The organism is Holospora curviuscula (genome assembly GCF_002930195.1).
GTDB lineage: Bacteria > Pseudomonadota > Alphaproteobacteria > Holosporales > Holosporaceae > Holospora > Holospora curviuscula.
Map to the genome: position 1 here is coordinate 1 of NZ_PHHC01000100.1, position 21,492 is coordinate 21,492.

At 33.7% G+C, this 21,492-nt stretch carries 15 protein-coding genes; all 15 read left to right on the plus strand.

Going from position 1 to position 21,492, the window contains the following annotated elements:
• Window positions 1-179: transposase (locus tag HCUR_RS05165; RefSeq protein WP_165780568.1), on the plus strand; the 179-nt coding region annotated here is incomplete at its 5' end.
• Window positions 180-242: 63 nt separating this feature from the next.
• Entirely contained in the window at window positions 243-755 is a 513-nt protein-coding gene (locus HCUR_RS05170) for a glycoside hydrolase family 108 protein (protein WP_165780787.1), read from the plus strand.
• A 20-nt stretch (window positions 756-775) separates the two neighbouring features.
• Entirely contained in the window at window positions 776-967 is a 192-nt protein-coding gene (locus HCUR_RS05175; protein WP_006302509.1) for a hypothetical protein, read from the plus strand.
• A gap of 3 nt (window positions 968-970) precedes the next feature.
• Complete coding sequence (locus HCUR_RS07855; RefSeq protein WP_129591924.1) at window positions 971-1,201, plus strand: hypothetical protein; 231 nt, start codon at window positions 971-973, stop codon at window positions 1,199-1,201.
• Complete coding sequence (locus HCUR_RS08715) at window positions 1,188-1,352, plus strand: hypothetical protein (RefSeq protein ID WP_165780788.1); 165 nt, start codon at window positions 1,188-1,190, stop codon at window positions 1,350-1,352. Before HCUR_RS07855 ends, HCUR_RS08715 begins: the two co-directional genes overlap by 14 nt.
• A 90-nt stretch (window positions 1,353-1,442) precedes the next feature.
• Window positions 1,443-2,633, plus strand: coding sequence for an MFS transporter (locus HCUR_RS05185; RefSeq protein ID WP_104207056.1), 1,191 nt, complete (start codon window positions 1,443-1,445; stop codon window positions 2,631-2,633).
• A gap of 2 nt (window positions 2,634-2,635) precedes the next feature.
• Window positions 2,636-4,219, plus strand: a complete 1,584-nt coding sequence (locus HCUR_RS05190; RefSeq protein ID WP_104207057.1) for an AMP-binding protein — start codon at window positions 2,636-2,638, stop codon at window positions 4,217-4,219.
• Window positions 4,213-5,022, plus strand: coding sequence for a GNAT family N-acetyltransferase (locus HCUR_RS09215; protein WP_207760934.1), 810 nt, complete (start codon window positions 4,213-4,215; stop codon window positions 5,020-5,022). The genes HCUR_RS05190 and HCUR_RS09215 overlap by 7 nt, the downstream gene beginning before the upstream one ends.
• Window positions 5,023-5,024: 2 nt before the next feature.
• The gene (locus HCUR_RS05205) at window positions 5,025-6,119 is read left to right on the plus strand and encodes a condensation domain-containing protein (RefSeq protein ID WP_104207058.1); all 1,095 of its coding nucleotides are present in this window, start codon (window positions 5,025-5,027) and stop codon (window positions 6,117-6,119) included.
• Between the two features lies 1 nt (window position 6,120).
• Window positions 6,121-10,197 carry a type I polyketide synthase gene (locus HCUR_RS05210; RefSeq protein WP_104207059.1) on the plus strand — a complete coding sequence of 1,359 codons (4,077 nt, stop codon included), beginning with the start codon at window positions 6,121-6,123 and terminating at the stop codon, window positions 10,195-10,197.
• Window positions 10,194-13,721, plus strand: a complete 3,528-nt coding sequence (locus tag HCUR_RS05215; protein WP_104207060.1) for a beta-ketoacyl synthase N-terminal-like domain-containing protein — start codon at window positions 10,194-10,196, stop codon at window positions 13,719-13,721. Before HCUR_RS05210 ends, HCUR_RS05215 begins: the two co-directional genes overlap by 4 nt.
• Window positions 13,722-13,731: 10 nt before the next feature.
• Entirely contained in the window at window positions 13,732-18,300 is a 4,569-nt protein-coding gene (locus HCUR_RS05220) for a non-ribosomal peptide synthetase (protein ID WP_104207061.1), read from the plus strand.
• A complete protein-coding gene (locus HCUR_RS05225; RefSeq protein WP_104207062.1) occupies window positions 18,297-19,886 on the plus strand; it encodes a beta-ketoacyl synthase N-terminal-like domain-containing protein in 1,590 nt (529 codons plus the stop codon). Before HCUR_RS05220 ends, HCUR_RS05225 begins: the two co-directional genes overlap by 4 nt.
• Before the next feature lie 5 nt (window positions 19,887-19,891).
• Window positions 19,892-20,626, plus strand: coding sequence for a thioesterase II family protein (locus HCUR_RS05230; RefSeq protein ID WP_104207063.1), 735 nt, complete (start codon window positions 19,892-19,894; stop codon window positions 20,624-20,626).
• Entirely contained in the window at window positions 20,610-21,248 is a 639-nt protein-coding gene (locus HCUR_RS05235) for a 4'-phosphopantetheinyl transferase family protein (RefSeq protein ID WP_165780790.1), read from the plus strand. The genes HCUR_RS05230 and HCUR_RS05235 overlap by 17 nt, the downstream gene beginning before the upstream one ends.
• Window positions 21,249-21,492 lie beyond the last annotated feature (244 nt).

Consider the following 21,492-nt stretch of genomic DNA (forward strand, 5'->3'; position numbering starts at 1 on the left):
GGATAGAGGGGGGCTTTAAGGTTCAACGGAGACGATGGGTTGTAGAACGAACATTTGGATGGCTTGGTAGAAATAGAAGGCTATCAAAAGAATACGACTTGCTTTGTTCTTCTACAGAGAATAACATTTACATGTCACTTAACAGACTACTCTTGCGCAGATTCTTTCCTCCTAATTAATTTGCGGATAAGCTCTTATTGCCATTCATGAAGAAATCAACGAATTGGAGGCAAGACTCAACCATGTCAAATAAACCTAAAACCTTGAACGATGAACGTTTTGAACATGCAGTCAGCTTTGTGCTTTCCCATGAAGGTGGCTACAGCAACGACATCGACGATGACGGCGGGGAAACTAAATATGGGATTTCCAAACGCAGCTATCCCCATATTGACGTGGATACTTTGACAATCGATGAAGCTAAAGGTATTTACAAACGCGATTTTTGGGAGTCTCAGCTTTATAAGGACATTAAAGACGTGAACTTAGCGACCAAAGTTTTTGATCTAGCTGTGAATATGGGATCAAACTGGGCGCACAGGCTTGTTCAAAGAGCATTAAGAGCCACGGGGCAAGATATCTTGGAAGACGGCATTTTAGGCCCTATGACGCTTGCCGCCATCAATAAAGCTGATCTGACTGATTTGCTCGCAGCATTGAAATCTGAAGCTGCAGGATATTACAGAACCCTTGCGGCCACTAAACCCAAGCGAGCGAAGTTCCTTAAAGGGTGGCTGAAACGAGCTTATGCATAAACTTAAACAGGAGACATAATATGAAACCAGGCATTAAAACCACTGAATTTTGGGCAACCTTAATCGGGAGCATTGCTGTTGCAGGTGCTTCAGAATTGGGCTTGAACCTCAACGAAGCTTCCGTTGCGAGTATCGCAGCCATGGTCATTACCTACGTTGTAGGGCGCGTGATGAATAAAAACACGCAGGCCAAAATTGATCAGAAGTCTTGAAACGTGACGCCGCTTTGGATATCGACATTGCTGCAAGCTTTGCGCGATCTAATGCAACTTTTTTTAGCTTATATGTTGGGTCGGGAACGGCTGAAGCGTGAACAAGCGGAGGAAAACGTAGAGCTTCAAGAATCTTATGAAAAACTGGATGAACAAAATAAATCTTATCGTGATCGGGGTAAGCCTGGTCTTCTTGAGCGGCTGCGCAGATCTCGGGAGAGTGCCGACAAGTAATTGCCCAGAAGCGCCCCATTACACTGCACAAGAATGGCATAAAATTGAGCAGTCAGTTGCTGAATTACCAGAACAAAGCCCGCTTATTCCGGTGCTCCAGGATTACATGGATCTTCTTGATAAGCTAAAAATTGCAAATCAAGCTGAATAAGGTTATTGACATTATATATATATATAATGAATCTTTTTAATAAGAGCTTGTTATGCAAAGCTACAGCGACGAAAGTACTACATATAACATATGAATATTGTGATCTTTACATCCATAATAATGATTTATTTTTTAGCTGGAATGGAAGTGGATATTTTTATCCCTGCTTACCCAGAATTACAAAAAATCTTTCACCTGACGCCTCCTATCGTGCAATTAACATTAAGCGTCAATTTTTTTGCTTATTGTGTTGGCAGTTTATATGCTGGTATGTTTGGTGATAAATACGGAGCAAAGCGTGTTATTATTTGGGGGCTAATAATTTTTGTTCTAGGTTGTGCAATTTGTATTAGTGCGAATAGCTTTTATCTAATTTTGGTTGGAAGAGTTTTACAAGGTCTTGGCATTTCTGCACCAGCTGGTTTAGGTTTTGTTGTTCTATCTAAGTTTTATTCACAGCAAGAACAATCCAGCAAGCTAGGATTGTTAAATGGGTTTGTTACATGCGGAATGGCTTTGGCTCCAATAATAGGAAGTTATCTCAATATATACCTTGGTTGGAGAGGAGGGTTTATATTTTTGATCACTCTAGGCGCGCTTTGCTTATTGATGAGTCAGCTTTTTCTCCCTAATGATGACAAAAGAAATGATCAAGTATCATTTTCAGTTCTAGAATATTCAAAAATAATTAACTCAAGATTGTTCTGGGCTTTATCAATCGTGGTCTGTTTTCTTTGTTTGCATTACTGGATTTTTATTGGAATGGGTCCAATTATATATATGCAAGGCATGGGCCTAACATTAAACCAGTTTGGTTTGTATCAAGGCGTAATCGCTGCTTCCTTTGCTTCAATGAGCTTTTTAAGCCCAATATTTTTAAGAAAATTTAACCACTTTAATTGCGTAACAATATCGTTGCTTTTGCATGTCATATTTTCATCTGGTCTTTTAATTGTTATGACTTTTTCGCCAACTAATTATGTTTTGATTACTATTTTGATGTGTTTTTGTGCTGTAAGCTCGGTGTTGCCCGTAAATGTAGTATATCCAAAAATATTATCATCTTTTAATGGATCTGAAAGTAAGGCAGCATCTCTTGTAAATATTGTTAGATTAATTGGAACAGCAGTAGGCGTAGAAGTAGTTAGCTATTTTTATGTTGGAAGAACCTTAGAATTAGGTTGGGTATTATTTCTTTTATCAACTTTAGTTTTGGTTGTTTTTTTTACTCCTTATTTTCGTAACGCATTCAACAACAAAAAATTAAAGGGGAATGATTAATTATGACTGCTGACTTTCTTGTTAAAAATGCTTCTGTTTTTGGATTGTCAATCGCTCTTATTTCTAAAGACACCCATTTTACATATACAAAATTACATGAAGAAGTTTGTAAGCGCGCAAATGAATTAAAGAGCGTTTTTGATTCGCAAGAAGAATATACTGGCAAAATCGCAATCATTCGAAGAAAAACAAAGCTACTTACAATTATTGATATGATTGCTGTTATGCAGATGGGCTATGCTTTTTTATATGTTCCGGTTGATTATCCAGAAGAAAGATTTTTAAAGATTGTTTCTGTGGTTAAACCACAATTAATTATCACAGATCAGGATTTGGTTGTACAAAAGGATCACGCACGATACACCAATGATTTAGCATATTTAATTTATACTTCTGGAAGTACGGGCGCTCCAAAAGCAGTGATGATTACAGATAAAAACCTTGAGCATTTTATTTATAACCTTCAAAAGATCATTCCCACTTCGCCCAGCACCATAATGCTGCAATATTCCAATTTAACTTTTGATGCCAGTATTTGGGAAATTTTTGCAACATTAATGTTTGGGGGAACGCTTGTTATCTCGGAAAACCAAATTTTAGATACAGCGGCATTAACTCATTTTATTAACTTGCATAAAATAAACAGGGCATTGCTTACCCCTATCATAGCCAATGGCATATTAAAAAACGATACGACACTGCAAGATCTAATTATTGGTGGAGATGCTTTTAAAACGAGCTTTCTTGAGGATTGGACTGTTAAGTATAATTTATGGAATGCTTATGGGCCAACAGAAGGAACTGTTTGTGTTCTTTTGCATAAATTTCAATCCAAAAGTGAAGCTATTGTTTTAGGCACCCCCCTTTATAGAGACGCATTAAAACTTGACACAGAATCTAACGAGCTAGTGATTTACGGAGAGCAAGTCGCATACGGTCATATAAACCAAAAAGGTGTGACATTATATCATGGTGTATTTAACACAGGAGACTTAGTCCAAAAACATAACAATAGCTATATTTTTAAAGGAAGAAAAGATCATCAGATTAAAGTTCGTGGAGGGTACCGAGTATCTATTGAAGAAATAAAAAACACTATTGAATCAATAGAAGGTGTTCAGTCTGCTTTTGTTTGCGCGCAGCATCAAAAAACTTCATATCCAGAGCTGTACTGTTTTTACGAAGGTACAATAAACCAAGATTTATTAAGAAATAAAATTAATGATATAATTCCAGAATACATGGTTCCTACATTTATAATTGCTATTGATATTTGGCCTTTAAATAAAAGTGGAAAAATAGATAAAGATCACTTGATCAGCACCTATAGCACAAAATTATCAAAGCAAAATTGTATTTCTGAAGAGCGAATTATTGCAATATGGTCTGCGATATTGGGGAGCAATAATATCGCCCCTGAGGATAATTTTTTTAGTATTGGAGGCGGTTCTTTTACAGCTCTGCAGGTTATAGAGGCTTATTTAAAAGAATTTGGGATTATCTTTGAGCTGGCGGATTTTTTTATAACCCCAGTATTAAAAGATCAATTAGAAATAATCAGTAATACAAAGGAGGGGCAATGTTAAACAAATCAAAAATTGATTTATCTTTGGAAAATAATTTTTTTTCAAAAGTACGTTTTTTACCTAAGTTGTGCCAAAAAATGAAGATTATTGATTTTCCAAATGGCATTTCTACAGTTAACTCAACATTTGCTTCAGATACGTTTAACATTATCTCTGCTAAAAATTTACAAGAAACTATACAAGTAGATCAGGCGCAATCCATAATCAGCTCCTTTAATGCGCAAAAACTACCTTTGGCTTGGTGGGTTGGGCCTAATTCGTCAAATTACAAAGTAGATGAAGTCCTTCTATCGCTTGGCTTAGAACATGTTGAGACAGAGTTAGGAATGGCAGCTTTAGCCTCAGACATAGATTCACATATTACTTCTATGCCAGATAACTTCAAAATCAAGGAAGCCCGATCACTTCAAGATTTTATTGATTATGGAAATGTTATGGCGTCAGTATTTGAACCTTTTGATGAAGAAGCGATCATATTTTATGAAACAATAGGTGGTTGTTATAAAAAAGATCCTGATGTAGATATGTTCGTTGGTTATATCAATAACAATCCAGCTGCAATATGTTTTTGCATTAAAGCGGATGGTATTGGTGGGGTGTATGATATTGTTACCAATCCAGATTTTCAGAAAAGAGGTGTTGGGACGTTAATGACAAAAATTGCTATTGAGCATTTAAAAAGAAAAAAATGTCACGTTATCGGTATGCAAGCCTCTAACGATGGAATTGGCATCTATAAAAAAATGGGCTTTATAAGCTTTGGTAAATTCAAAGTTTATTCCAACAAACACATGGTGATTTAGGCATGAACCCTTTTTTTACTAACCTACAAGAGAATTTATTATTTTCAGCAGAACTAAAATATGGTCAACCAATCTATACAATCAAGGAAGCTTGGCCAATCCCTTTTAACACTGATATAGAAAAGCTAAAATCAGTTATTACAAATATCATTGCTTCAAGTGACGCACTAAGATTTTCTTACTTTTATGATTTTCAGGATAATTGTCTCAAAAAAAAGATATCTCTCACAGATCCAATCTGGACAAGTGAAAATTTGTCATTTGATATGACTGACAATTTACTATTCGTTGCTGGGATTTATGAAGAGCTCGGAACAAAATATTTAAAGCTGCAGTTTCATCATAGTTTATTAGATGGTTGGTCTGTCAGTAAAGTGATAGAAAAAATCTCCGCTTTATACAATAAACAAGCTGTTAACCCAGCTCTTGAATACAGTATATGCGATCATCCTGCGTGCCTCCCTTCAAATAAAAAGTTTATAGAAACCTATGTTCCCTTTCTTAAGGACAGTCATGAAGATTTTTCATGCACTGGCAAGATCATTCGCATACAAGGGAAAGAGCTAGACAATATTATGGAATATGCCCGTTTAAATAAAGCAAGTTTGTTTTCCACCTTGATTTATAGAATAATTGATTCATTCAAGTTTCCTTATCATTTAGATAGCATAGATTTTGCTATACCATTTGCCGCCAGAACTGCTAGCAATTTGGAAAAAATAGGAATGTTTGTTGATACGCAGTTATTATCATTAGACAAAAAAAACATAGATGATATTTCACCATCTGCCGTTCAGAACTTATTATTAACATTATTAAAAACTCCAAAATCATTAAGCAATTATCATAACACCCCAAGAATAATGTTAAATTTTATTGACCTTGATGTTTTGAAGCTTAAATTAAATTGTGATGATGATGCATCGGTTCCTTGTACTATTTTGCCAGATTATTGCTTGTTTGATGTGCATATTGAATTTCGTAAAGCAAATCATTTTTTAGATGTAATGATCTTTCATAAAAAAGGTATTTTAGATATAAGTCAGGATGAATTCTATAGCGGTATAAATAAAAGTATAATGATAAAGGGGCGCTAAAATGAAAATAGCTATAGTTGGTTACTCTGCAGAAACTGGAGCAGCAAAAAACGCTGATGAAATTTGGCAGTTAATCATTGACAACCAATCCACTATTCAAGAAATACCTCAATTTAAAAACAGAAGGCCTTTTGGGTCATATATAGAATCGGCCAAAAAATTCGACAATGATTTTTTTGGTTATTCATATAATGAGGCGCTACATATAGATCCGCAACACAGACTGTTATTAAAGCATGTCGTTAAAGCATTAGAAATGTCTGGCGAGGCAAACATCAAGGCCAGCAACAATATAGGCGTTTTTGCTACATGTGGTATAAACGTTTATTTGCTTAATAATATTCTTTCTAATATCAATTTTGCAGATTTGGAGGAAAATCCATTTTCCATGACTGGAAATTCCTCAGATTTTTTGGCAACACGAATTGCATATAAAATGAACTGCCAAGGGCCAGCCGTAAATGTTCAAACTGGATGTTCTGGCTCTCTTGTAGCACTACATTTAGCACGACAATCCTTAGTTGCTAATGAGTGTGATGTAGCAATTGTTGGAGGTGTACACTTAACAGATTATGATATGCATGGATATCCCCATCAAGAAGGGGGAGTTTTATCTAATTCTGGTCAATGTAATGCTTTTGACGCTAATGCAGAAGGGACGGTTTTTTCGTCAGGTGTAGGTGTAGTAGTGTTGAAAACATTAGAACAAGCTGAAAAAGATAACAACACCATATATGCATGTATTGATGCATCGTTTATAAACAACGACGGATCCAGAAAAATTGGCTTCACGGCACCTAGTGTTCAAGGACAGGCTGATGTTCTGAGTAAGCTTTACATAAAAAATGGAATTGATATAGATAGCATCAGCTATCTGGAAACTCATGGTACAGCCACTAAATTAGGTGATGCAATAGAACTCAAAGCGATAAATGAAGCTTTCTCAAAATTTGGAAAATATCCTTACAACTGTAAAATAGGCGCTATAAAAAACAATATTGGGCATACAGATGTAGCAGCGGGAATGCTTGGAATCATTAAGCTTATTTTGGCTTTTCAACATAGTATTAGGCCTGGATTATTAGGGTTCAAAGAAAAAAATAAAAATTTAGATGATAGCCAGAGATCTCTTATATTCAGTAGCGAACATGATGAATGGCCTGGAAAGAAAGTGGCGGCTATTAGTGCATTTGGTATAGGTGGCACAAATGCTCATGTTGTGTTATCAGAATATGTTGATTATAAGCTGGATCACTCGGCTACATCTAGCTTTCCACTTCTTTTATCAGCAAAAACAAAAAAATCTTTAGACAGTCTTGCTAAGGAATTTAATAAATATAACTTCAGGGATTTATCGATTCCATTAAGTATTGCGGTAGGCAGAAAAAGTTACAATCATCGATTGATAAAATTTTTGGATGGAAGAATAAGTGAAAATCATACTCATGAAGTGCCAGATATTTTTTTTATGTTTCCTGGTCAAGGCTGTCAATATGTAGGAATGGCTAAAGAATTATATGAACAATTAGATGGTTATGCAGAAGAAATAGATGTTTTAGATTTATTATTTCAAAAACAAGGTCTTTGTTCTATAAAAGAATTGATTTTTAGCGGCAAATACGATCTTTCCAGGACATTATATACCCAACCAACGTTATTTTGTATTGAATATGCACTTGCTAAGTGCTTAATGAAACTAGGCATTAAGCCAAGTGCTTTATTCGGACATAGCTTAGGCGAATATGTTTGTTATGTGATTTCTGGTATTTTAAGTCTTAATGATGCGGTAGCAATTCTCTATAAAAGAGCAGTACTGTTAGACGGTTTGCGTGATGGTATGATGATATCTGTTAACTGTGATATAAAGCAAATACAAGAGCTTATATACTATAATAATTGCGATATTGCTGCTTTTAATTCTCAGAATCTTATAACACTCTCAGGCAAGAGGAGTGATATTGAAAAAATTAAAATTGAGCTAGATAAGCTATCTATATTTTATAAAGATTTAAACACTTCTGGAGCTTTTCATTCCAGATACATTGAAGAAATAGCTAGTGAATTTTTAGGATTTTGTCAGGGTTTTACTTTTGAAAAAGGAATTTTGCCAATTATTAGCAATATTACTGGCAAAGAAATTTTCGAAATAGATGCACACTATCTTTCTCGGCACCTTACTAGACCAGTGAACTTTGTTGAGATGGTTCACACCATTAGATCAAAATCTGGAAATGCTGCTTTAATCGAGATTGGCCCCGGAAAAACCTTTGGCACTTTATTGAAAATGAATAACCAACCTGAATACTTAAAGGCTTTTCAATCTATGAGGGGAGCGCATGAAAAAGAGGCTATTAATTACTTGCCAATGTCTCTATTATTATGTGATTTATGGCTTTGTGGCATTGATGTAGATTTTTCTTCTTATGCCAAACCTTGGAATTATCGCAAGAAAGCTCTACCTACTTATGTATTTGATGAAAAAGACTGTTACCTTGCACCAAAAGTGGAACAATTATCTAAAGGCAATAAAAACCCTATTAATAAGTGGCTTTATAGAAAGGCTTTAGTTTCAATAACAAATAATATAAATTCATATATTTATGATGTCAGAGAAAGAATTAATATAAAATCCATACAAAATTATATAAACCATCAAATTCAGCATTTAATTGTAGATATTACATGCGATATATCTCTTGAAGACTATAAGAACACTGTAGAGTTTTTTCAAAAACAGACTTTTTTATTTAAAAATTTGAAATTAGTAGATTTTGTTACACATAGATCTTGTGATGGCTATCTGTGGAGTTTATTTAAATCTTTTGCTTTATGCTTACCTCAAGAATTATCCTATTTAAATGTGAGATTTATTGACTCAGTATCAAATAATGACCTCATAATTAACAAAATTATCGATAGCAATTTGCCGTATCGTTACATCAAAATATTAGATGGCATACCATACTATCAAACTTATACAGATGAAAATCCACAGGGTGATAAAAAGCAATATAATAATGTTTTGATAATAGGTGGAGCTGGCCGTATGGGGCAATTTTATTCTCATGCTCTTGATCGCAATACTTCCGGTAAAATAATCGTTGGCTCCCGGAGTGGAACATTCTCTGCCAATGATTCAAAGTTTATCTCCTGCCCATTAGATATAACTAACTATAATAGTCTTTCACATGCCTTTATAGATATAGAAAAAAAATACGGCACCATTGATTTGATAATTCACGCAGCAGGAGTGCAGCAAGAAGAACATGTAAGGCGCACAGGTGATATTGATAGTAAATACATAGCTAAGGTTCTTGAACCAAAAATTAAAGGATTGCAAAATCTTAAGCTGTTAAGTGATGCCATAAAAACAAAGCCAGAAGTGACAATTGTTTCTTCAATTTCAAGTATCATTGGTGGAATAGATCTTTTGGTTTATACGGCATCACATACTTTTGTTGATGAATTTGCTACAGCTCAAGGATGGAACGTCCATAATTGGGATGCTTTGAGGGTCAATGAAATTATCGAACATAATGTAGGTGTTACACTTAGTAATATATCTATCACAGATCAAGAAGGCAAAGAATTATCAGAGTATTTGTTAAATAAAAACGGTAATACTGTAATTTCTACAATTGACCTAAAAACAAGAGTTGATAACTGGTCTTCTTATCAAGAAGAGCAAATTGAAGAAAATATCGCAACTAATAAAAATACTGTTGATAGACCAAACTTAAGATCAGTTTATATACCTCCTTCAACATCTTCAGAAATTTTATTGCATAAAATTTGGACCAATTTCTTAGACTACAGCAAAATAGGTATTGATGATAATTTTTTTGAATTAGGGGGAGATTCATTGCAAGCCCTACAGCTTGTAAGAATTATTTCCAGAGAAACAGGGTGGCTTATCAAAACCGTTGATCTATTTGAACTTCCTAACATCAGGGCGTTGAGCATGAAATATGGAGACTCACCATCAGAAACTGAAGAAAATACGGCCCAAGAGTTAAATGCTAGATTATTAAACAAAAAGAAGTTTTTAGAAAATATCAAAAACAGGAAAAAGTTATGAGTGAATCATCTTCCAAAATAGCAATTGTTGGTTTTTCAGGTCAATTCCCGAATTCCCAAAATGTTGAGGCTTTATGGAGCAATATTTTTTCTGATAAAGATTGTTTAACTGAATATACGCGGGATCAAATTAATAAATATCACCAAGATTTAGGATTGGTAGATTTTAAGAATTATAGATTTGTTGTTGGTGAACCGCAAGGAATGAAAGAATTTGATGCCGCTTTTTTTGGAATCAATCCACAAGAAGCAACATTCATGGACCCACAGCACAGAAAATTTCTTGAAATTAGTTATCAAGCACTAGAACATGCAGGATATAATCCTCTCCAAATGAGAGAACAAGTAGGAGTTTTTGCGAGTCAGGGCGTTAATACCTACTTATTATCTAACATAATTGACTCTGGACTATGGGATGAGCGTTATCAAGAAACGGCCATTTATGGCTGCGGATATGATTACCTAGCTACACGTGTTTCCTACATGTTAAATTTAACAGGTCCAAGCTATACAGTGCAATCTGGTTGTTCTGGTTCTTTATTAGCTGTTCACTTAGCTGTTCAATCATTATTATCTTATGAATGTGACGCTGCTCTGGCTGGTGGCGTTTCCATTTTGACCCCAACCGATGCCGGATACCTCTATAAAGAAAACGGCATCTTATCTGAGTCTGGTCGTTGCAAACCATTTGATGACAATGCAGATGGTACTATTTTTACTAATGGATATGGTGCGGTTGTTTTAAAACGATTAGATGATGCCATTGCAGATGGTGATAAAATTTATGCCACCATAATTAGTTCTTCAATTAATAATGATGGGAATAAAAAAATGAGCTATGCCGCTCCAAGTGCTACTGGTCAAAAGTCAGCCATTCGGTCTGCACTTTTATTTTCTGGTATTTGTCCATCTACCATTGGTTATATTGAGTGCCATGGAACAGGAACCAAGATTGGTGATCCTATAGAGGTAGAAGCATTATCCTCGGTTTATTTAAATGAATCTCAAGGTAATGCAATTAATACTGTTTTAGGGTCTGTAAAATCAAATATCGGTCATCTTAATAGCGCCGCAGGGATTGCTGGATTATTGAAAGTAGTGGGGTCGCTTGTCCATCATAAAAAGCCTGGAACTATTCATTTTAAAAAATTAAATAAGCAACTTGAAGGTATGCCGTTTAGGGTTCTAACAAAAACAGAAGAATGGAAGGCTTCAAAAGAACCGCGAAGGGCTGCTTTAAGTTCATTTGGTGTAGGAGGCACAAATGTGCATTTAATCCTTGAGGAATATAAAGAGCCTCAAAATAATGACAATACAAAAAATGTAGAGTTTTTATTTTTATTATCAGCCAAAACACACAAAAGTTTAGTAAATGCAATTGAGAAATGGAAATATTTTCTTAATAATCAAAAAGAGCTTAATTTGGCAGCAATTTTCTATACATTAGCCGTAGGCCGCCCAGCATTCGAGTACAGATACTGTATCAAGATCAAAAATAAACAAGAGTTATATGCGGCTTTAACACAGCCTGAAATTATCAAAGCTACTTTAACTAATGAACAATATAAAGCAAAAAAACATAACTTAGATGATATTAAAAAAGCGTTTTTAGAAGGTAAGGAAGTAGATTGGGAGGATTATTTTACTGAAAACAAAAGAACTGCTTTACCTGTTTATGAATTTGAGAAAGAACAGTATTGGTTAGATATTAACTTAGACCATAAAAGCTATATAAGTTTTCGAAACCATAAAAATCCTGATATGTCAAAATGGTTTTATACTTTAGAATATGTTGAAAGGGACAGAAAGGATACAGATAGAGATGAAAATCAATCAAAAATTATATGGGTCATTGAAAGTAAGGAAGATATTTCCTCTTATCTTAGAAGTAAAGAAAATCTATGCAAAGTTATCACGTTAAATATAAGTCAATTTAAAAACAAGGATGACTATTTAAGGTTATTACAAAGCTGTTTGCCACAACAATTACCAGATGGGATTGTTCATGCTGGCTTATTAAATGTATTCAATTTTGATGATGAGAATGCCATTAAATATGGTTTGTTTAATCTCATGCATCTTATTCAAGCTTTAAGTTCGTATAAATCCGATTTTAAAACCAAGATATCTATCATTACTAAAAACTTGACGAATATTACACCTAATGAACCAATAGAGCCTCTTAAAGCGACTATTTTTGGCATTTCGCGCACATTGAACAAAGAGTATGACCATGAATGCTGCGTTATTGACATCGATTCTGTTCATGTTAAAAATTACAAGCTTTCAAAGGATATAATTTATAGTGATGAAGAATTCATTGTTTATAGAGGATGGCAAAGATTTGTAGAATCTTATAGAAACGTCAGCTTAACGCCTAATTTAAACAATCTTGAACAAGGAACTTATATTATCACGGGAGGAATTGGCTATTTTGGCTTAGAAATCGCTCATTTAATTAGTAAAAATTGTCCTGGATCTAAGTTTGTTTTGATTAGTCGCTCAAGCCTGCCTAGCAAAGATGAGTGGGGTCAAATGATTCAAAAACTAGGAGATAACCATGGATTAACAAAGAAAATCCAAAAAATTAAGCTAATTGAAAAGAATCTTTGTAATGTCGTTATAGAGCAAGGTAATGTTGCAGACTATGAATTCATGAGCTTTATTTTTAAAAAGCACGCTACCAATAACGCTATAAAAGGAGTAGTTCATGCTGCAGGCGTTGTAGAGAGTAGCATACTAGATAGGAAAACAGAGGAGTCTTTTAATAGTTTATTTGATGCAAAAGTGTGGGGATCGATAAATATTGTAAAAATACTAGCAAATATTTCTCAGCCAAACTTTGTCATTTTGTGCTCTAGCATGAATTCAATGATAGGAGGATTAGGTCAGGCTGATAATACTGCATCTACCGCATTTGTAGATCATTTTGCAAGATATTGTCGAAGTCAAGGAATGGAAAATGTTTTTGCACTTAACTGGGGAGCTGTAAATCAGTCTAAGAAGAGAGAATTTGAATCTCTTCCAGAATTTCGAGGATTAAGTGAAGAGCATTTGAAAAACAGAATGACTGACGAAGAAACCAAGGCTGCTTTTTTAAAAATTTTATTGAGTGGCAGTAACTGGCCTAGAGTTGTTGTTTCAACTATTGACCTCAATACTGTATTGAAAGAATGGAATAACGTCTCAACAAAAAGATCCTTAACTAGAGAGGTACAAGTACCACTAAAAAAAAGGGACAGTATCGAAGTCATTAAAAATAATGATTTTATCTCTCCCGTAGATCTTTTCGAGGAAAAAATATCATATTATCTATCAGAAATACTAGGCATTGACAAGGTTTCAATGGATGATAACTTTTTTGATTTGGGGGGACATTCACTTTCTGCTATCAGGCTTAACGAAAAAATTAAAAAAGATTTTGGCATCAGTCTGCACGCCATGACCATATATGAATACCCTATAGTTAAAGAAATGGCCCAATTTATTAGAGAAAAAGTACAATCAAAACAATCTGTAAGTTAGAGAAATCATTATGTTTATTAATCAAATCATTGATATAGCAATCAATCAACCAAACAAAATTGCCGTTTCTTATGGTGATAAAAAAATTACTTATCATGAGCTTTATGCAAAAGCAAGTTGTGTTGTTACTTATCTTCGTGATAAGGGATTAACACCAGGAGATAAAGTGATTTTATATCATGAACGCAACATTGATCTTATCGTAAAAATCTTAGGTATTTTTCTGGCTGAGTGCATTTATATACCTGTAGATATAAAATTTCCAAAAGGACGATTGCAAGAGATACAAAAAGAAGTCGGGCAATCCTTAATTTTTGACGATCATACGAAAATTGCATACCAAGAAGAAATTCTCTATAAGTATAATCCTTTGCGCGACAATAACGAAACATCTTATATACTTTTTACTTCTGGCTCCACAGGTAAACCTAAAGGGGTATGCTTAACCCGGAAAAACCTATCATCATTTATTGAGTGGACGCAGGATTTTTTTGATTCAGAGAGTTTAAGTAAGACATTGTTTTCAACTTCAATTTCTTTCGATCTTTCTTTATTTGAAATTTTTGCCCCACTCGTTGCTGGTGGAGAAATTGTTTTAGTTGAAAATGCGCTTTCATTACTAGATGATGATGTGCAAGTAACTTTGATCAACACAGTACCATCTGCGCTCAAAACCTTGATTGACGGCGCAAGAATACCGCAAGGTACAAAAATTATTAATGTAGCAGGCGAGGCTTTAAGGCAATCACTTGTTGATTTAGCTTATCAATCAAATATTGACAAAATTTATAATTTATATGGTCCTACAGAATGTACGACTTATGCTACAGTTTGGCATGCTACAAAAAATGATCAGCCCAATGATGTTCCCATTGGTTTTCCAATTTCTAATGCAAATGTTGTTATTACAGATGACAATTTAAATATACTTCAACAAGGAGAGAAAGGGGAGATATTAATAGGCGGAAGCTGCGTTGGACTTGGATATTTTAATAATAAAGAGCTGACAAGCCAAAAATTTGTTATATTAAATGGTGATCGTTTTTATAAAACAGGAGATATTGGATTTTTTAATGAAGATTCTTGCCTTATTTATTGTGGCAGAAAAGATAATCAGATTAAACTTCGCGGTTTTCGTATAGAGCTTGAAGAAATTGAATCAAGGATATCACTAATCAAAGATGTTAAAAAAACAGCAGTGATATATTGCCCATCTAAAGAAAAAATTTATGCTTTTGTTGTTTGTGAGTTATCAGAAGAAACCATCAAATCTTTACTTTCAGATACTTTGCCTGATTACATGCTTCCAAATATTATAAAAATTGACAACTTACCCTTAAACAATAGCGGTAAGATTGATAGAAGTAAACTAAAGAAAATGGTTGATCATATAGACAGATCAGAGTCAAAATCAGGCCACGATAATGTGCTTGAAATTATCTCAAATATTTTGAAAATAGAGACTTCAAAGTTGGATCTTGATAAAAGCTTTTTTGAGCTTGGAGGGGATTCTTTACTCGCCACCCGTTTTTTATTCGAAGTTCAGAAAGCTTTCAACGTTAAGCTGATTTTTAGAGATATCATGTCATCTATTAATATTAGAGAGATTATTAATAAAATCACAGATCAAAAAAGAAGGCTCTATCCATGGGAAAATAAGTTTATAACATTTGAGGAAATAAACCCAAAAACAGGAACATACATTCTTGCTTATGCTTTCAAATACCAAAAAGGATTTTCTTTTATTCAATTAAAAGAAGCCTTCACAAAATTAGTCCACGCTTTTCCTATTCTTAAAACTCAATATATAAAAGTAGATTCAAAAATATTTGCAGTAGAACAAGATGCAGAAGTTGTCAAAGAAATAGAAGAAGAAAGTCAAGAAGCTCTCTCCAAATTTGCTTTTCAACCTTTTAATTTTTTTGAAAGCCCGCTCATAAGACTGGGGTTTGTAAATGAAACTATTGTTTTTGCATGTCACCACATTTTATTAGATGGCATTTCTATTACCAATATAATACAGTCCTTCATTAAGCTTTTATCAGGGAAAACAATTACCTCCCAAACAATTAAACTTTGGCAAACAGATGCCAATGAATTAAATTATTGGCTAAACCAAGACTATGGCAACCCTTTGGATTGGCCGGCAATACAAAAGAGGAATATAGAGTTTGATTTTCAGGGAAAAACGATTAATCGCCGCATAAAAAAAACAGAAAATATTAAAAATATAACTAAAAAATACCATACAAATATTTTTGGCTATTTGTTTACAATTTATTCAATAGTTTTAGCAAGATTTTGTCGGCAAAGTCAATTTAGCATAGGCATTCCATTTGCAAATAGATTAACAGCAGAAGAAATGAGTGCAATTGGTTCGTTTGTTAATACATTACCTGTGGCTGTTGAAGTTAATATTAAAAATGATTGCTTTTCAAGCCTACTACAAAGAAATAGCGATATAATTTGGGAAGGTGTTGCTAAACAAAGAGTTCTCTTTGAGGATATAGTTGCTCAGAAAAAAATTTCTGCGAACAAATCTCACCATCCAATTTTTCAAACAATTTGTGTTGCTTTACCTAGTTTTGAAAAGTTGGAAAGAGAATATGATATTAAGATATTAAATTTAGAATTTCCTTATTCTAAATTTGACTGTACCTTGCAGGTCACTGAGCATGAAGAGGAGATAGAAATTGGAATAGAGTATGCAACTTCTATTCTTACTAATGATCAGTCAGAGTTATTAATTGAGCTTATTGTGGAGCATTTAGAGCATTATGCACTTAATGATCAACAAGCTCTTTCAAAATATAAATATAAAAAATATGATATAGTTGACAAAGAAATGGTTTTTAACAGTAGCCATAATTTAGTTTCGCTTATAGAAAATATAACTGAAAATCATCCTCATAATATTGCTGTACAAGATAAAAAAGAGTCATTAACTTATTTTGAATTGAAACTGAGATCAGATGCACTGGCAAGCAAGATATATAATACAACGTCAGATGAATACGTAACAATTTGCATGGATCCCAGTTGCGAGTTAATCATATCAATTCTTGCTGTTCTTAAAGCAGGTAAGGCTTATATTCCTATTGATCCAATGGTTCCTGCTGATAGGTTAAATTATATCTTAAATAACTCAAAAACTAACTACATTGTTAGTGATAAAGATCTTATAAGCGACAAACAAATTATATCGACTCGAGACATCTTACCATGTAGTTACCTTGAAAATATCAATATTTCTGCTAATAACCCTGCATACATGATCTATACATCAGGAACAACAGGAGAGCCAAAAGGCGTTTCTATAACACATCATAATTTGATTAGGCTGTTTTTAGCAACTGAGAAACAATTTAATTTTAACCCAAATGATACTTGGTGTCTTTTCCATTCTTATGGTTTTGACTTTTCTGTTTGGGAAATATTCGGAGCATTACTGCATGGTGGTAAATTAGTTATTCCAGAACATAATATTACACGCTCCCCTAAGGACTTTTTTGCTTTTCTTGAAAAAAATAAAGTAACAGTTCTTTGTCAAACCCCAAGCGCCTTAAGATCTTTATTAACGACCTGGGCATCATGTCTTTCCAATCTACGGTTAATAATTACAGCAGGAGAAGCTCTAGAACCAGTTCTAATTAATAATTGGTTCGATAAACCAAACGCAATAAATACAAAATTAATTAATATGTATGGCATTACTGAAACAACAATCCACAATACTTTTTACGAAGTCAAGGGCAAAGAAAATTTCAGCGTGATTGGCAAACCTGTCGTTGATTTAGGGATGCTACTTGTTGATCAAAATCTTACTCCCGTACCGAAAGGTTTTAAAGGAGAAATATTAGTATTTGGTGATGGTGTCGCGCATGGATATTTTAAGAATAAACAACTTTCCCAAGAAAAGTTTATCAAATTGGCAGAGATACCCAGTGAGTTTTGTTATCGCTCTGGTGATCTAGCTTTACATAATGAGAAAAATGAATTTGTTTACTTGGGGCGAATTGATAGACAGGTTCAGTTAAGAGGTTATCGTATTGAGCTATCAGAGATAGAAGCCAAGGTATTTGAATATTGCCAACAACAATCTGTTGCTTGTTTAGAAATAATTAATGGCGAAAGCTATTTGCTCTTATTTATTAAGAGTGAAGGTGAAATTAAGGAAATAAGAAATGTTCTTATCCAAAAGTTACCGCCATACATGATTCCTAATAATATATATTATGTGAACGATTTTCCTTTAAATAGTAATGGCAAAATTGATATAAAGGCGTTAATGACGATGAAAGGAGAAAATAAAGAACAATCTGAGGTCATTTTAAATGATATTGAAAAAGAGATAAAAAATGTTTTTGAACAAGTGCTGTCTAGTAAAGTATCCAACATTGAACAAAACTTTTTTGAAATTGGGGCTCACTCTTTGGCGTTGGTACAAATTTGTGCAGAATTGCAAAAAATTGGTTATAAGATTGAGGTACTTGATTTATTTCAGTTTCCTACGATTAAAAGCTTATCTTCCTACTTGATGCAGTTTGATAATACACACAAAAGAGAGCAGAAATCATGAATCAAGAAATAGCTATAGTAGGGTTAGACTGCAATTTTCCTGCTGCAAAAAACCCTTTTGAGTATTGGGAATTATTGAAGTCTAAAACTTCTGGTATTAAATTAACAGAGGATTTTTACTTGCATAACCAAACTAACTTTGTCCCTTATAAAGGCATCATGAATGACCCCTTTTGTTTTGATGCAGAGTTTTTTGGAATATCTCCTGCTGATGCAATGATTATGGATCCACAACATCGTATCCTCATCCAGCTTGCTTATAGAGCTTTAAATGCCACGGGCCATAATTTTGAGAAAAACTCAAAAAAAACAGGGGTTTTTTCGAGTTGCGGTTTTCCTGAATACTTTCATAAATACCTGTTAAAGAACAAAGAAATCACTCACAAATATGAAAATCACTACCTCCAAGTAGCTAATGACAAAGATTTTCTAGCCACAAGAATAGCATACCACTTAAATTTAACTGGCCCAGCAGTTACAGTTCAATCTGGCTGTTCAAGTTCACTGTTAGCAGTTCATTTAGCTGTACAATCATTATCACTTTATGAAATTGATGTTGCTATAGCTGGTGGCGTTTCTATATCTTATCCTATAAATTCTGGTTATCATTATACTGAAGGCTCCATTCTTTCTCCTGATGGTAAAGTGCATGCCTTTGATAAAAAGGCTAATGGTACTGTACGTGGAGATGGTGCTGGAATTGTTGTATTAAAGCGTTTAGAAGACGCTCTTAATGATAATAACACAATATTTGCCATTATTTCGGCCTCCAAAACTAATAATGACGGAAAAAACAAAGTAGGTTTTACTGCCCCGAGTTATTTATCTCAGAAACAGTTATTAGATGAATGCTTAGAGGAATCTGGATTCAATGTTGATGATATTGATTTCATAGAAGGACATGGTACAGGCACAAAATTAGGCGATCCTATCGAAGTGCGTGCAATTTATGATGTTTACAAAAACAAAAAAGACATGTTAATTCTATCTTCAGTTAAACCTCATATCGGACATTTAGATGCTGCTTCTGGAATTGCAAGCTTAATAAAAACTGTTCTTTTTCTATACAATAAAACAATTCCTCACACTTTAAATTTTGAAGAAATCAATCCTTTAATTTTACCTTATCAAAAAATCATCAATATTTTAAACGATCCTTTATTATTAGAAAAAGATCAAATAGTATCTGGTGTAACTTCTTTAGGTATTGGTGGAACTAACGTACATGTGATATTGAGAAGCTACCCTGGTAATAACCCTAGCTGTTTACTCAGCCACTTAAGGGCATTAGATATATTTAAGAAAACAGTGTATGTCACAGATACGGTCGAAAATGTGAAGTTGTATGAAGAAAATAGTCCTAACAATAGTGTGAAAGAAATTGTCACAGAAGCGTGGAAAGAAATCTTAGGCTGCAAAGATGCAGACATCGATTTAAATTTTTTTGACATAGGTGGTACTTCATTCTTAGCAATACAATGTCTTAACTTGCTCAACAAACGCTTAAACAAAAAAATCAATTTAACAGATTTTTATGAATACCCTACGTTGCGTTTGTTTATTCAAAAAATTGAGGCCAAAGAATAACTCATATGAAGGATATTGATTATTATTTTAAAGATTCATCAAGTGAGAAGATTAGCCTTTTTTGCTTGCATCATGCAGGTGGGAACGCTGAGTTTTTCTTGCCTTGGAAACAACATTTGCCTCAGCATATACGATTGTGCCCTCTCCAATTACCTGGAAGGTCATTTTTAAGTCATATTCAACTCGAACCCAACTTTAATAATATTTCTAAACTTATTGCTCAAACAATTTCTAAACATTCTGAAAACTCTAATTTTATACTGTTTGGTCATAGTATGGGAGCTATGCTAGCTTTTCATGTTAGTCATCTGTTGACAAAGAAACCTCTTCTTTTGTGCCTTTCAGGCTTGGAAGCGCCTCTGTTTTGGAATACAAAAGCATTTTCCCAACGAGCATACAAATCGGATTTATTAAATTGGATGATTCAAAATTATTATCCTGATCTCTCTAATACAAATGAGCTTGCTGAAGCTTTGAATCCATTTGTTGAAACATTAAGAAATGATTTGCTACTATGTGCCAGTCATCAACTTAGCGAAATAAAAAAATTTGAAGGCAAGGTGCTAATATTTAACGCCCAAGACGACGAACTTATAGATCACTCTAAAACAGCAGAATGGATTAACTTTTGCCCCCAAGTGAATTTGATCAATTTTCAAAATGGAGGACATTTTTTTTTAAGAGTTCATACACATGAAATTATTCGATATATTTCAGAACAGAGTGGAAAGAATAAATAATAGCTACATAAATTGCCTATTACTCACTCTATATATTTCAGATTTAAGTTACAATGATTATAAAGTTCTAAGTGTTTTTTTAAACAATGAAGAATATTATAAATGTAAAAAATTTAGCAACCTAGAGCATTCAAAGAAATTTATTATTAGCAGGGTTTTTTTAAAATTTGCTTTAGCATCTATGTTGCAAAAAGACATTTCATCCATACACTTTAGCTATGGACCCAATGGAAAGCCTTATTTAAGTGATGGATCAGTGTTTTTTAATATATCTCACTCAAAAGATCTGTGCCTGATTGGAATATCGTTTACAAATGAAATAGGAGTCGATATTGAATTTATTGATGAAACCATTGATTATCTACCACTACTTAGTTTTTTTGCTTCTCAAGAAGAAATTGCATGGGTTTTAGAAAAAAATTCTATCAAAAGATTCTATAAAATCTGGACACTAAAAGAATCTATATTAAAATATACTGGACAAGGCATCTCAGATGCAGGCTTTCCCGAGTTATTTGTAAACAAAAAAACATTGTTATATCCAAATACAATTACTCACTCTTTTATAAAAGCAGAAAAATATGCTATTTCTTTGTGCACAGGGTCGTGTAGAACCACTTAATATTACACAAGGATAATCAACAAATTTTTCTATTAATCTTATCTCCAAGTACGCATCTATAATCTCTGCAGAGGGTGAAAACATGACCATACCACCTTAAGTATTGGAGTTGGTTAGGTTAGGGTAAACTGATCTCCGCCAGATTTTTGAGAAATAACTTTTCTCACGTCTTTTTGCTCTAGCTTAAGCAGTGCTTAAAACCCCAGTATCTGCGGGATTTCCAGCGTTTCTATCTAGCGTTACA

What these genes read in the sequence shown, in the direction of transcription:
- HCUR_RS05170 (WP_165780787.1), top strand. Translation starts at nt 243, where the DNA reads ATGTCAAATAAACCTAAAACCTTGAACGATGAACGTTTTGAACATGCA.
- HCUR_RS05175 (WP_006302509.1), top strand. Translation starts at nt 776, where the DNA reads ATGAAACCAGGCATTAAAACCACTGAATTTTGGGCAACCTTAATCGGG.
- HCUR_RS05185 (WP_104207056.1), top strand. Translation starts at nt 1,443, where the DNA reads ATGAATATTGTGATCTTTACATCCATAATAATGATTTATTTTTTAGCT.
- HCUR_RS05190 (WP_104207057.1), top strand. Translation starts at nt 2,636, where the DNA reads ATGACTGCTGACTTTCTTGTTAAAAATGCTTCTGTTTTTGGATTGTCA.
- HCUR_RS09215 (WP_207760934.1), top strand. Translation starts at nt 4,213, where the DNA reads ATGTTAAACAAATCAAAAATTGATTTATCTTTGGAAAATAATTTTTTT.
- HCUR_RS05205 (WP_104207058.1), top strand. Translation starts at nt 5,025, where the DNA reads ATGAACCCTTTTTTTACTAACCTACAAGAGAATTTATTATTTTCAGCA.
- HCUR_RS05210 (WP_104207059.1), top strand. Translation starts at nt 6,121, where the DNA reads ATGAAAATAGCTATAGTTGGTTACTCTGCAGAAACTGGAGCAGCAAAA.
- HCUR_RS05215 (WP_104207060.1), top strand. Translation starts at nt 10,194, where the DNA reads ATGAGTGAATCATCTTCCAAAATAGCAATTGTTGGTTTTTCAGGTCAA.
- HCUR_RS05220 (WP_104207061.1), top strand. Translation starts at nt 13,732, where the DNA reads ATGTTTATTAATCAAATCATTGATATAGCAATCAATCAACCAAACAAA.
- HCUR_RS05225 (WP_104207062.1), top strand. Translation starts at nt 18,297, where the DNA reads ATGAATCAAGAAATAGCTATAGTAGGGTTAGACTGCAATTTTCCTGCT.
- HCUR_RS05230 (WP_104207063.1), top strand. Translation starts at nt 19,892, where the DNA reads ATGAAGGATATTGATTATTATTTTAAAGATTCATCAAGTGAGAAGATT.